This is a genomic window from Nocardiopsis halotolerans DSM 44410, from assembly GCF_000341065.1.
Classification (GTDB): Bacteria; Actinomycetota; Actinomycetes; order Streptosporangiales; family Streptosporangiaceae; genus Nocardiopsis; species Nocardiopsis halotolerans.
The window spans coordinates 1-12,335 of sequence record NZ_ANAX01000240.1 but is presented as its reverse complement, the minus strand read 5'-3'; the positions used below and the strand labels follow the sequence as shown (position 1 = coordinate 12,335).

At 72.2% G+C, this 12,335-nt stretch carries 9 protein-coding genes, 3 tRNA genes and 2 riboswitches; of the genes, 10 read left to right on the top strand and 2 right to left on the bottom strand.

Annotated elements, in window-relative coordinates; translation table 11 throughout:
* Positions 1–124: 124 nt before the first annotated feature.
* The 4 genes from D455_RS0118735 (at position 125) to D455_RS0118720 (ending at position 1,294) form a co-directional block, all read left to right on the top strand.
* Positions 125–197, top strand: a tRNA-Gly gene (locus D455_RS0118735).
* Between the two features lie 47 nt (positions 198–244).
* Positions 245–316 (top strand) — tRNA-Cys (locus D455_RS0118730).
* A gap of 31 nt (positions 317–347) precedes the next feature.
* Positions 348–424, top strand: a tRNA-Val gene (locus tag D455_RS0118725).
* A gap of 609 nt (positions 425–1,033) precedes the next feature.
* Positions 1,034–1,294, top strand: coding sequence for a MerR family transcriptional regulator (locus D455_RS0118720; RefSeq protein WP_241480277.1), 261 nt, complete (start codon positions 1,034–1,036; stop codon positions 1,292–1,294).
* A 35-nt stretch (positions 1,295–1,329) separates the two neighbouring features.
* Here the strand turns inward: D455_RS0118720 and D455_RS0118715 are convergent, their stop codons facing one another.
* Together D455_RS0118715 and D455_RS0118710 are read right to left on the bottom strand one after the other, a co-directional pair.
* Entirely contained in the window at positions 1,330–2,748 is a 1,419-nt protein-coding gene (locus tag D455_RS0118715) for a DEAD/DEAH box helicase (RefSeq protein WP_017572240.1), read from the bottom strand.
* A 155-nt stretch (positions 2,749–2,903) separates the two neighbouring features.
* Positions 2,904–3,107, bottom strand: coding sequence for a cold-shock protein (locus tag D455_RS0118710; protein WP_017572239.1), 204 nt, complete (start codon positions 3,105–3,107; stop codon positions 2,904–2,906).
* A 562-nt stretch (positions 3,108–3,669) separates the two neighbouring features.
* Positions 3,670–3,883, top strand: a riboswitch (cobalamin riboswitch).
* A 60-nt stretch (positions 3,884–3,943) separates the two neighbouring features.
* On the opposite strand from D455_RS0118710, the gene D455_RS0118700 reads away from it, so the two are divergent.
* From D455_RS0118700 to D455_RS0118675, 6 genes are all read left to right on the top strand, one after another.
* Positions 3,944–4,984: an ABC transporter substrate-binding protein gene (locus D455_RS0118700; protein ID WP_017572238.1), complete on the top strand. Its 1,041-nt coding sequence runs from the start codon at positions 3,944–3,946 to the stop codon at positions 4,982–4,984.
* Positions 4,981–5,997 carry a FecCD family ABC transporter permease gene (locus D455_RS0118695; protein WP_017572237.1) on the top strand — a complete coding sequence of 339 codons (1,017 nt, stop codon included), beginning with the start codon at positions 4,981–4,983 and terminating at the stop codon, positions 5,995–5,997. Before D455_RS0118700 ends, D455_RS0118695 begins: the two co-directional genes overlap by 4 nt.
* Positions 5,994–6,884, top strand: a complete 891-nt coding sequence (locus D455_RS0118690) for an ABC transporter ATP-binding protein (protein ID WP_017572236.1) — start codon at positions 5,994–5,996, stop codon at positions 6,882–6,884. The genes D455_RS0118695 and D455_RS0118690 overlap by 4 nt, the downstream gene beginning before the upstream one ends.
* A riboswitch (cobalamin riboswitch) is annotated at positions 6,882–6,996 on the top strand. Its footprint overlaps the gene before it by 3 nt.
* A gap of 35 nt (positions 6,997–7,031) precedes the next feature.
* Positions 7,032–10,622: a cobaltochelatase subunit CobN gene (cobN, locus tag D455_RS0118685; protein ID WP_017572235.1), complete on the top strand. Its 3,591-nt coding sequence runs from the start codon at positions 7,032–7,034 to the stop codon at positions 10,620–10,622.
* Positions 10,619–11,344 (top strand): precorrin-6A synthase (deacetylating), encoded by a 726-nt coding sequence (gene cobF, locus D455_RS0118680; RefSeq protein ID WP_017572234.1) that lies wholly within the window; start codon positions 10,619–10,621, stop codon positions 11,342–11,344. Before cobN ends, cobF begins: the two co-directional genes overlap by 4 nt.
* A partial coding sequence (locus tag D455_RS0118675) for a cobyric acid synthase (protein WP_017572233.1) occupies positions 11,341–12,335 on the top strand: 995 nt, incomplete at its 3' end. The genes cobF and D455_RS0118675, both read left to right, overlap by 4 nt.

The following is a 12,335-nucleotide window of genomic DNA, read 5'->3' as shown; positions in this document are numbered from 1 at the left end:
GGCGGGGCGCGGCCGTGCCCGGTGTTCCCTGCCGATTTCGCGCTTGGGCGGAGAATCCGCTAGAGTTCTTAACGCAGCGAGGGGCGCTGACGGGGAACAACCCCGACAAGGCCGGACTCGCCGCGCGGACGTGGCTCAGCTGGTAGAGCATCACCTTGCCAAGGTGAGGGTCGCGGGTTCGAATCCCGTCGTCCGCTCGGAGAGGCCCGCATGGGTGTCACTCGACGACTCCCCATGTCGTTCCGGCGGAGTGGCCGAGTGGTTGAGGCAAGGGACTGCAAATCCCTGCACACGGGTTCGATTCCCGTCTCCGCCTCGCATCATGCTTGACCTCATCCCCCAGATGAGGGCGGTTAGCTCAGTTGGTTAGAGCGCTACCTTGACACGGTAGAGGTCACAGGTTCGAATCCTGTATCGCCCACCAGCATCACCGCAGGTCAGAGAGTTTGTCTGACTGGTCGGTGAGGACGGACCACCCCGGACCGGGAGATGTCTGGGACCACCTTCCGAGCGGGCTCCTCCGGGAGCCCGTTTTCGTCGTGTCCACGGTGGCGCTCTCGAACTCCGGCACCGGAGCGCGGAGCCGGTCCCGCTCCGGCTTCGTGAGTGGATTCGGGCCCACCGCTCGCCCGCCGGGGTCACGGGGCCTCGGCCGCTCGTCTCCGCGCCCGGTGTCCGCTCCCGAACACCTGGTCCTCGGAGTTCCCCCGCGTCCTCCTGAGCGGATCGGCCCGGAACGGCGTGGTGCCGCTCCGGGCCGAGGCTCTCGCGCGGCCACGCCCTCCGCCGAGGGGGTTCGGTAGCCTGGGAGGACGGCAGGTGCGAGGTGCCGGGGGAGGCGTAGGAGCAGGGGTCTCCTCCGCACGGCCCGCGGGGACCGGCACCGGCCGTGGCGCGGACTGCTCGGAGCCCCCTGAGAGCCCGTGCCGAGGGCATCGAAACGTAGGTAGAGGGTGCAGTGAGTCCAGAACCGCGAGACGAACCGCGAGACATCGACGACAAGTTCGACGACGAGGACTATCCGGCCTACAGCATGGGCCGGGCCGCCGAGATGCTGGGAACGACGCCCGAGTTCCTGCGGAGCCTGGACAGGACGAAGGTGATCACACCACTGCGTTCCTCGGGCGGTCATCGCCGCTACTCCCGTTATCAGCTGCGGATCGCCTCCCGGGTCCGGGAACTCGTGGACAGCGGCACGTCGTTGGACGCAGCGTGCCGGATCATCATCCTGGAGGACCAGCTGGAGGAGGCCCAGCGCGTCAACGCCGAGATGCGGGCCGACCACGACCTCTGACGTGCACGCCTACCGGGCTGTGACGGGCCCGGGGCTCAGGCACCCCCGCGGGGCGCGGAGCTCCGGTTCCCGGAACGCCGACGCCGTCCGTGCGGGGTACCGGACCGCCGAACCGCGGGCGCGGGGATGGTGACGGGGGTCCCGGGAGGGGTCCGCGCACCGGTCACCCTGCTGAGCTCGGCCTCTTCGGAGTGCACGCTCGTGGTGCTCGCGGTGACCCCCGCCGTGTTCAACAGGCGTGACATCGCCCAGCGCTGACGGGGCAGGATCAGGCTCACCACGCTGCCGCTGGCCCCGGCCCTCGCCGTACGGCCGCCGCGGTGCAGGTAGTCCTTGTGGTCCTGGGGCGGATCGACGTTGACCACGAGGTCGAGGTCAGCGATGTCGATACCGCGAGCCGCGACGTTGGTGGCCACCAGTGCGGTGGTGCGTCCGTCCCTGAACTGCTCGAGGGTCCTGGTCCGCTGCTGCTGGGACTTCCCGCCGTGCAGGCCTCCCGCCCGAACCCCGTTGGCGAGTAGGTGCGAGACCAGCTTGTCGACGGCCCGTTTGGTGTCGAGGAACATGATGACCCGGCCCTCGCGGGCGGCGATCCTGGTCGCGGTCGCACGCTTGTCGTCCTCAGCGACGTGGAGGACGTGGTGCTCCATCGTCGTCACGGCCCCGGTCGAGGGATCCACGGAGTGGACCACGGGGTCGTGGAGGTAGCGGCGGACCAGACGGTCGACGTTGCGGTCCAGCGTCGCGGAGAACAGCATCCGCTGGCCGTGGGGGAGGGTCCGGTCGAGCAGGTGGGTCACCTGCGGCATGAAGCCCATGTCGGTCATCTGGTCGGCCTCGTCCAGGACGGAGACCTCCACCTGGTCCAGACGGCAGTCCCCGCGTTCGAGGAGGTCGGCGAGGCGACCGGGCGTGGCGACGACGACCTCGGTGCCACGGCGCAGCGCCCCGGCCTGGCGGCCGATGGAGACCCCGCCCACCACCGTGGAGACCCGCAGCCGAACCGCGCGGGCGTAGGGGGAGAGCGCCCCGGTGACCTGCTGGGCAAGCTCACGGGTGGGGACCAGGACCACGGCCAGGGGCTGGCGCGGGGAGGCGGTCCGGCCGGACAGGCGGGAGAGCACGGACAGCCCGAAGGCGAGAGTCTTCCCGGAGCCCGTACGTCCACGCCCGAGCACGTCGCGTCCGGCGAGCGAGTTCGGGAGCGTCTCCGCCTGGATCGGGAAGGGTTTCTCCATGCCGAGCTCGGCGAGCTTCGCGCTCAGCGGGCCGGGCAGGTCCATGTCGGCGAAGGCGTGGGCCGCCGGGAGGAGTGGCGTGGTGGTCACGGGAAGGGCGAAGTCCGAACGCTGCTCGGCAGGGCCCTGCCTCCGATCGGTGTGGCCGCGGCGCCGCTCTCCCGACGTGGACGAACGGGGGTTCCGGTTCTTCCGGGCGGCGGGGGTTCGGTTCATGTACGGCCTTTCCTGAATCGGGCAGAGGACGCGTGTGTCCGGCACGAGGGGGCTCCGACACGGAGGATCGGCCACACGCGGATGATGGTGGAAACGCGAAGAGCTGTGGCCCGCACCCGGGGGTGCGGGCCACAGCTCTGCTGAGTTCGTCAGTCTCAGGCGACGACGATGTTCTCTGCCTGCAGGCCCTTCTGGCCCTGCGTGACGTCGAAGCTCACCTGCTGGCCTTCGAGCAGTTCACGGTAGCCGGAGCCGGCGATGTTCGAGTAGTGGGCGAAGACGTCCGATCCGCCGTCCTGCTGCTCGATGAAGCCGAAGCCCTTTTCCGAGTTGAACCACTTCACAGTGCCAGTCGTCAAAATACATCTCCTTCGGGGCGGTACCCGAGGCCGCACTGCGCGACCCCGGCGCTGCCGCAATGATTGCCCGCCCGGAAATACCGAATCACACGAAACACGCCCGGGGAAACCACCTGAGCGTGCCGAAGTCCTGGGAAACCACAACTGCAACTGTTGACCACAGTAACACAGCGAAAGCACATGTCAAAGGACATTCGATTTCAGTTTTTCCGCGCAATAAATATTGTCGGTGAACCTTCGGGATTTCTTCCGTAGCCGATGGAGGTTTTCTGGTGCCGACGGGAGGACCGCGGGGCTCGTTCCTCGGTCCCATGACGGCTGAGCGCTCCGCATGCGCTGAGGGGGCTGGCCAGGAGGTCGGCACATGAGCAAGGGGTTGACCGAACCGGTACTCTCCCGGGGTCCTCCGCACGGCCGTGGGGTGACGGAGCCCCTCACCTTCGTCCGAACCAACGCCGCCTGGCCGGGTGAGGGCTGCCCGACCTCGTAGGCCCGAGAACGGAGGCCGCCCCCTTCCGCCGGTCGCCTCACCCCCGGGGACGGAGGGGTGGGGCGGGAGCCTTGGTAGGCTGCCGGGGCCAGTCGAACCACGTACGTGGTCAGGGAATCCGGTGCGAATCCGGAACTGACGCGCAGCGGTGAGGGGGACGGGCGGGGTACTCACGCCACTGGGGCGGAGGCCGCGGCGACCGGAGCGTCGACGCGGCCACGACCTGGGAAGGCACCCCGTCCGGGCGAACCCGAGTCCGAAGACCTGCTGGCCCCTCCGCGTCGAGCGCGCGGAGGTGATCCCATGCCAGGCTCCGCGTTCGAGCCCCGACATACGAGGCACGCCCATGCTGCGTCACCCCCTCCGCACCCCTGCCCTCCTCCTCGCCTCCGCCCTGGCCCTCACCGCCTGCGGTGCCTCCCAGGGCGGGGAGAGCGGCGGAACGGAGGCCGCCGCCACCGGCTATCCCCGGACGATCGACAACTGCGGGCACGAGGCCACCTTCACCTCGCCCCCGGAGCGCGTCGTCTCCCTCAACCAGGGCAGCACCGAGATCCTGCTCTCCCTCGGGCTGGCGGACCGCATCGTCGGTACCGCCACCTGGACCGACCCGGTCATGGAGGGACTGGAGGAGGCGAACGCCTCCGTGCCCCGGCTGGCCGACGACAACCCCTCCTTCGAGGTGGTCCTGGCGGCCGAACCGGACTTCGTGACCGCCTCCTTCGTCTCCACGCTCGGCCGGGGCGGGGTCGCCACCCGGGAACGGTTCGGGGAGCTGGGCGTGCCCGCCTACGTCTCCCCCGCCGACTGCGCCGCGGGCAAGGACAACGAGAGCGGGGGCGACGGCTCCCGCAGTGAACCGCTCACCCTCGACACCGTCCACGGCGAGGTGCGCGACCTGGCCCGTGTCTTCGGCGTGGAGGAGCGCGGGGAGGAACTCGTCGCGGAACTGGAGCGGCGGGTGGACACGGCGACCGCCGGCCTGGACGCCTCCGGCGTCTCCCTCATGTACTGGTTCGCCAACTCCCAGTCGCCCTACCTCGCCGGTTGCTGCGGCGCACCGGGCATCATCACCCGCGCGGTCGGCGCGGAGAACGCCTTCGACGACACCCACGACGAGTGGCCGCAGATCAACTGGGAGACCATCGCCGACCGCGATCCCGACGTCATCGTGCTCGGCGACCTGACCCGCGACTCCCAGACGGCGGAGAGCGCCGAGGCCAAGATCGAGTTCCTGGAGACCAACCCCCTCACCCGCGACCTCACCGCCGTACGGGAGGAACGGTACGTCCTGCTCAGTGGACAGGCCATGAACCCGACGATCCGCACGGTCACGGGGATCGAGAAGGTCGCCGACGGTCTGCGGGACCTCGGGCTCGCCGGATGAGGGACGCGCGTCTGGCCCTGCTCACCGCCGGTGGGCTGGTGGTGCTGGCGGCGTCGGTCGCGGTCACCGTGACCATCGGCCCCGCCGACATCTCCACGGCCGACGTCTGGGGTTCGGTCTCCGCCCGCCTCGGTCCCGGTCACAGCACCCTGAGCCCGCTGCGGGACGGCATCGTGTGGGACCTGCGCATGCCCCGCGCCCTGCTGGCGGCGGTGTGCGGGGCGGGGCTGGCCCTGTGCGGCGCGGTCATGCAGTCCCTGCTGCGCAACCCGCTGGCTGACCCCTTCGTGCTCGGGGTGTCCTCGGGCGCATCGACCGGGGCGGTCGCGGTGATCGTCCTCGGGTGGGGTGGCGCGGTGGTGTCCCTGTCGGCGGGCGCCTTCCTCGGCGCCATGCTCTCCTTCGGGCTGGTGATGGTGCTCAGCCACACGCTGGGCGCGACCATGGACCGCGTCGTGCTGTCCGGGGTCGCGGCCATGCAGCTGTTCTCGGCGTTGACCTCGTTCGTCGTGCTGACCTCGGCGGACGCCGAGACCACGCGGGGTGTACTGTTCTGGCTGCTCGGCTCCCTCAGCGGCGCGGCGTGGGCCGACGTGGCGCTGTGCGCGGCGGTGCTGGCGGGCGTGCTCGCCGTCTGCCTCGCCCACACCACCACCCTGGACGCGTTCGCCTTCGGTGAGGAGGCGGCGGCGAACCTGGGCGTCCGCGTGGCCCGTGCCCGCCTGGTGCTCCTGTCCGCCGTCGCACTGCTCACCGCGGCCCTGGTCAGCTGCGCCGGGGCGATCGGTTTCGTCGGGCTGGTCCTGCCGCACGCGACCCGTGCGCTCACCGGTTCGGGCCACGTGCGGCTCCTTCCCGTGACCGCGCTGGTCGGGGCCGTCTTCCTGGTGTGGGTGGACACGGTCGCCCGCACCGCGCTGGCCCCGCAGGAGATCCCGGTGGGGGTGGTGACCTCCCTCATCGGTGTGCCCGCCTTCGTCGCCGTGCTGTACCGGGCCAGGAGGCAGACATGAGCGAGTACGACCGGGCCGCGGCTCGGGACCGCGCGCGGGAGGTGACCGTTGGGGGTGACGGAGTGCGCGCCGACCGCGTCAGCCGCCGGGTCGGAGGTCGACTCGTCCTCGACGGCGTCACCGTCGCTCCGCGCCCCGGCGAGACCATCGGCCTGCTCGGCCCCAACGGTTCCGGGAAGTCCACACTGCTGAGGCTGCTCGGCGGCGTCCTCTCCCCCTCCGCGGGCGTGGTCACCCTGGACGGTCGACCGCTGCACCGGGTGGGGCGGCGCTCCGTGGCGCGCCGCGTCGCCGCCGTGCAGCAGAACGCGCACACCCAGACCGAGCTGACGGTCCGCGACGTCGTGGCCCTGGGACGCGTCCCGCACCGCCGCCCCTGGTCGGCCGTGTCCGCCTCCGACCACCGCGCCGTGGCCGCGGCCCTGGAGCGCACGGGGCTCACCGACCGGGCCAGCCAGTACTGGCACACACTGTCCGGCGGCGAACGCCAGCGCGCCCAGATCGCGCGCGCCCTCGCCCAGGAGCCGAGCGAACTCCTGCTCGACGAGCCGACCAACCACCTCGACATCCAGCACCAACTCGACCTGCTGGAGCTGGTCACGGACCTGCCGGTCACCACCGTGATCGCCCTGCACGACCTCAACCTGGCCGCGATGTACTGCGACCGCCTGGTCGTGCTCCGGGACGGCCGCGCCGTCGCCGAGGGCGTTCCCTCCGAGGTCCTGACCCCGGTCCTCATCGAGGAGGTCTACGGGGTTCGGGCCGAGGTCACCTCCGCTCACGGGAGTCCGGTGATCCGCTTCCTGCGGCGCGGCGCCGGGCCGCCGACCCGGTTCTCCGGTCCCCGGACCGCCCCGCCGGAAGACGGACACGGGTGGGAAGGCTAAGGTGTTGGCGCTCGTGGTGCAGGAACCCGGTGCGAGTCCGGGGCGGTTCCGCCACTGTGACACCCCCGCCGCGGGGGTGCAGCCAGACACTGGCCGCGAGTGGTCCGACCGACGATGGGGCGAGAACCCCGAGGGAGGAGTCCGGCCATGACGGCACGGATCACACTGCTGTCCACCTCCGACACCGACCTGCTCTCCGCGCGCGCCAGCGGCGCCGCGTACACGTGGGCGAACCCGTCCCGCGCCTCCGACACCGAACTCACCGACGCCGTCGGGGGCGCCGACCTCGTGGTGGTGCGGCTGCTCGGCTCTCCGCACGACCTGTGGCCGGGCCTGGCCGCCGTCCGGGAGCGGGGCACACCGCTGGTCGTCCTCGGCGGCGAGCAGCAGCCCAGCGCCGAACTGATGGAGCACTCCACCGTCCCGGTCGGCGTGGCGGCCGACGCCCACCGCTACCTCGCGGAGGGCGGTCCCGCCAACCTCGGGCGCCTGCACGCCTTCCTGTCGGACACCGTGCTGCTGACCGGTGAGGGGTTCGACCCGCCCGCGCCCGTCCCGCCGTGGGGCACCGCCGAGCGCGACCAGTCGCGGCCCTCGGGGCTTCCGCGTGTGGGCATCCTCTACTACCGGGCCCACGAGGCCAGCGGCAACACCGCGTTCGCGCACGCCCTGGCCGACGCCGTCGACGCGACCGGGAAGGCCGTGGGCGTTCCCGTGTTCGCCGGGTCGCTGCGCTCCGCTCCCGACGGGCTGTACGAGGCGCTCGGCGGCTTCGACGCGCTGGTGGTCACCGTGCTCGCGGCGGGCGGCAGCGTGCCCGCGTCCGCGAGCGCCGGCGGGGACGACGAGGCCTGGGACGTGGAACGGATGGCCGCCCTGGACGTCCCCGTCATCCAGGGTCTGTGTCTGACCAGCTCCCGCGCCGAATGGGAGGCCTCCGACGACGGCGTCACCCCGCTCGACTCGGCGAGCCAGATCGCCATCCCGGAGTTCGACGGCCGGATCATCACCGTACCGTTCTCCTTCAAGGAGATCGACGAGGACGGGCTGCCCCGCTACGTCGCGGACCCGGAGCGCTGCGCCCGCCTGGCCGGGATCGCGGTCTCCCACGCCCGGCTGCGGCACGTGCCCCCCGCCGAGAAGCGGATCGCGGTCGTCCTGTCGGCCTATCCGACCAAACACTCCCGCATCGGCAACGCGGTCGGGCTCGACACCCCCCGTTCCCTGGTCCGCCTGTTGCGCCGACTGCGCGCCGAGGGCCACGACCTGGGCGCGCCCGGGGACCTGCCGGGGCTGGACCTGCCCGACGAGACGGAGGCCGGGGACGCTCTGATGCACGCCCTGATCGCCGCTGGCGGCCAGGACGAGGACTGGCTGACCTCCGTCCAGCTGACCGAGGCGCAGGTGCGGATCTCACCCGAGGAGTACGCCGCCTGGACGGAGGGCCTGCCCGCGTCCCTGAGGGAGGCGATGGCCGAGGCGTGGGGACCCGCGCCCGGCCGCCTGTACGTCAACGACGCGGGCGAGCTCGTCCTCGCGGCGCTGCGCGCGGGCAACGTCGTCGTCCTGGTCCAGCCGCCGCGCGGCTTCGGCGAGAACCCGATCGCGATCTACCACGACCCCGACCTGCCCCCGAGCCACCACTACCTGGCCGCCTACCGCTGGCTGGAGCACGGTTTCGGCGCCCACGCCATCGTCCACCTGGGCAAACACGGTTCTCTGGAGTGGCTGCCCGGCAAGAACGCGGCGCTGTCCGCCGCCTGCGCCACCGACGCGGTACTCGGCGACCTGCCGCTGGTCTATCCGTTCCTGGTCAACGACCCGGGCGAGGGCGCCCAGGCCAAGCGCCGCGCCCACGCCACGGTGGTCGACCACCTCATCCCGCCGATGGCGCGTGCGGAGTCCTACGGCGACATCGCGCGTCTGGAGCAGCTGCTCGACGAGCACGCGAACATCGCGGCCATGGACCCGGCCAAGCTGCCCGCGGTCCGGGGCGAGATCTGGTCGCTGATGCGCGCGGCGGAACTGCACCGCGACCTCGGGTTGGAGGAGCGCCCCGACGACGAGGAGTTCGACGACTTCCTGCTCCACGTCGACGGCTGGCTGTGTGAGATCAAGGACGTGCAGATCCGCGACGGCCTGCACGTGCTCGGCGAGGCGCCGGGGGGTGAGGCCCGGGTGAACCTGGTACTGGCCGTCCTGCGTGCCGCCCAGGTGTGGGGAGGGGTCGGTAGTGCCGTGCCCGGGCTGCGGTCCGCGCTCGAGTTGAAGGAGGACGCGCCCACCAGCGAGGTCGACGAGGCGGAGGCGCTCGCCCGCCGTCTCGTCGAGCGGATGGAGGACGCGGGCTGGAACCCGGCCGCCGCGGTCGGCCTGCACGACGACCCCGAGGTGTGCCGCGTCCTGGAGTTCGCCGCCGAGCAGGTGGTGCCCCGTCTGGCCCGCACCACGGACGAACTCGACCACGTCGTCCACGCCCTGGAGGGCGGTTTCGTCCCGGCGGGTCCTTCCGGCTCCCCGCTGCGCGGCCTGGTCAACGTGCTGCCGACCGGCCGCAACTTCTACACCGTCGACCCCCGTGCCGTCCCGTCCCGGCTCGCCTGGCAGACCGGGCAGGCGATGGCCGACTCCCTGCTGCGGCGGCACCTGGAGGAGACCGGGACCTACCCGGAGTCGGTGGGGCTGTCGGTGTGGGGCACGTCGGCGATGCGCACGTCCGGGGACGACGTGGCCGAGGTGCTGGCGCTGCTCGGCGTCCGCCCGGAGTGGGACGAGGCGTCCCGACGGGTCTCCCGGCTCGACGTGGTGCCGTTGGAGGAGCTGGGCCGCCCGCGCGTGGACGTCACGGTGCGCGTCTCCGGTTTCTTCCGCGACGCGTTCCCGCACGTGGTCGCCATGCTGGACGACGCCGTGAACCTGGTCGCCGACCTCGACGAACCGGAGGAGGACAACTTCGTCCGCGCCCACACCCGGGCGGACCTGGAGACGCACGGCGACCGGCGCCGCGCCACCACGCGGATCTTCGGTTCCGCGCCCGGTTCGTACGGTGCGGGGATCCTCCAGCTCGTCGAGTCGGGCAGCTGGCGCGACGACCGCGACCTCGCCGAGGTCTACACGGCCTGGGGCGGCTTCGCGTACGGGCGCGGCCTCGACGGCGTTCCGGCCGCCGACGACATGCGCGCCAACTACCGGCGCATCAGGGTCGCCGCGAAGAACATCGACAGCGCCGAGCACGACATCGCCGACTCCGACGACTACTTCCAGTACCACGGCGGCATGATCGCCACCGTGCGCGCCCTCACCGGTGCCGACCCCAAGGCCTACGTCGGTGACTCCACCTCACCGGACGCGGTGCGCACCCGCACCCTCACCGAGGAGACCGCCCGCGTGTTCCGGGCGCGGGTGGTCAACCCGCGCTGGATCTCGGCCATGCGGCGCCACGGCTACAAGGGCGCCTTCGAGTTGGCCGCCACCGTCGACTACCTGTTCGGTTTCGACGCCACGGCCGGTGTCGTCCACGACTGGATGTACGAGAAACTCGCGGCCGAGTACGTGCTCGACGAGCGGACCCAGGAGTTCCTGCGCCGTTCCAACCCGTGGGCGCTGCACGGCATCGTCGAGCGGCTGCACGAGGCCTCCCGGCGCGGGCTGTGGGCCGAGCCGGACCCGGAGACGCTGGAGGCCCTCCAGGAGGTCTACCTGGAGGTCGAGGGCGACCTGGAGGACCAGTCGGAATGAGGGTACGGATCCTCGGCATCGGTATGGGGCCGCACCACGTCACCGGGGAGGTCGCCGACGCGCTGCGGGGCTGCGACTACGCGGTGGCCTCCCGCAAGCGCGAGGACGACGGGCTGCTCTCCCTGCGGCAGGCGGTCTGCGACGGGTACGGCCTCCCGCTGGTCGCCGTGGCCGACCCCGAGCGCGACCGCGACGACCCCGCGGACTACGCTGCCGCGGTCGCCGCCTGGCACGAGGCGCGTGTCGCCGCCTACGAACGGGTGCTCGGCGAGCGCGGCGGCACGGCGGCGTTCCTGGTCTGGGGCGACCCGTCCCTGTACGACTCCACCCTGCGGATCGTGGAGCGGATCGCCGCGCGGGGAACCGTTCCCGTGGAGTACGACGTGCTCCCCGGTGTCAGCGCCCCTCAGCTCCTCGCGGCGCGGCACCGGATCGTGCTGCACGAGGTGGGCCGTCCGGTCCACGTCACCCCGGCACGCCGGTTGCACGAGGCCGTCGACGCCGGACAGGACAACATCGTCGTCATGCTCGGCGGGCGGCCGGAGTTCACGGGTCTGGAGCACTGGTCGATCTGGTGGGGCGCCAACCTGGGCACCGACACGGAGGAGCTGGTCTCCGGGCGGGTCGGCCAGGTGCTGCTCGACATCGCCGCGCGCCGGAGGAGGACCAGGGCGCGGGCGGGCTGGGTGATGGACGTCGCGCTGCTGAGGAGGCCGTCGTGAGCGGTGCTGGAGCGGGGGCGGGGCTGCTGGTCGCCGGGACCACCTCCGACGCCGGGAAGAGCGTGGTCACCACCGGCCTGTGCCGGGCCTTCGCGCGGCGCGGTGTGCGGGTCGCGCCGTACAAGGCGCAGAACATGTCCAACAACTCCATGGTCTGCCACGGCCCGGACGGCCGTCCGGCGGAGATCGGCCGTGCCCAGTGGGTGCAGGCGCTGGCCGCCCGCGTCACACCGGAGCCCGCCATGAACCCCGTGCTCCTCAAGCCGGGCACCGACCGGCGCAGCCACGTCGTGCTGCTCGGCCACCCCGGCGGAGACGTGTCCTCGTCCGACTGGGAGTCCGGTCGCCGCCACCTGGCCGAGACCGCGCACGCGGCGTACGACGACCTGGCCGCCCGCCACGACGCCGTCGTCGCCGAGGGCGCGGGCAGTCCCGCCGAGATCAACCTGCGGGCGGGCGACTACGTGAACATGGGTCTGGCCCGGCACGCGGGCATGCCCGTGGTGGTCGTCGGCGACATCGACCGGGGCGGCCTCTTCGCCGCGCTGTACGGCACGGTGGGGCTGCTGGAACCCGCCGACCAGGCGCTGGTGGCGGGTTTCGTCGTCAACAAGTTCCGGGGGGACGCGGGGCTGCTCCGGCCCGGGCTGGCGGACCTCGAACGGCTCACCGGACGCCGGGTGTACGGCACCCTGCCATGGGACCCGGGACTGTGGCTCGACTCGGAGGACGCCCTCGACCTGGAGGGCCGCCGCACGGAGGGGAGCGCGGCCCGCCGGGTGGCCGTGGTGCGTCTGCCCCGGATCAGCAACTTCACCGACGTGGACGCCCTCGGCCTGGAACCCGACCTGGACGTCGTCTTCGCCTCCGGGCCGCGCGACCTCGCCGACGCCGACCTGGTCGTCCTGCCCGGAACCCGGTCCACCCTCGCCGACCTGGACTGGCTGCGCTCCCGGGGGCTCGACCGGGCGATCACCGAGCACGTCCGCCG

What these genes read in the sequence shown, in the direction of transcription:
- D455_RS0118715 (WP_017572240.1), bottom strand. Translation starts at nt 2,748, where the DNA reads ATGAACCGAACCCCCGCCGCCCGGAAGAACCGGAACCCCCGTTCGTCC.
- cobF (WP_017572234.1), top strand. Translation starts at nt 10,619, where the DNA reads ATGAGGGTACGGATCCTCGGCATCGGTATGGGGCCGCACCACGTCACC.
- D455_RS0118700 (WP_017572238.1), top strand. Translation starts at nt 3,944, where the DNA reads ATGCTGCGTCACCCCCTCCGCACCCCTGCCCTCCTCCTCGCCTCCGCC.
- D455_RS0118690 (WP_017572236.1), top strand. Translation starts at nt 5,994, where the DNA reads ATGAGCGAGTACGACCGGGCCGCGGCTCGGGACCGCGCGCGGGAGGTG.
- cobN (WP_017572235.1), top strand. Translation starts at nt 7,032, where the DNA reads ATGACGGCACGGATCACACTGCTGTCCACCTCCGACACCGACCTGCTC.
- D455_RS0118720 (WP_241480277.1), top strand. Translation starts at nt 1,034, where the DNA reads ATGGGCCGGGCCGCCGAGATGCTGGGAACGACGCCCGAGTTCCTGCGG.
- D455_RS0118695 (WP_017572237.1), top strand. Translation starts at nt 4,981, where the DNA reads ATGAGGGACGCGCGTCTGGCCCTGCTCACCGCCGGTGGGCTGGTGGTG.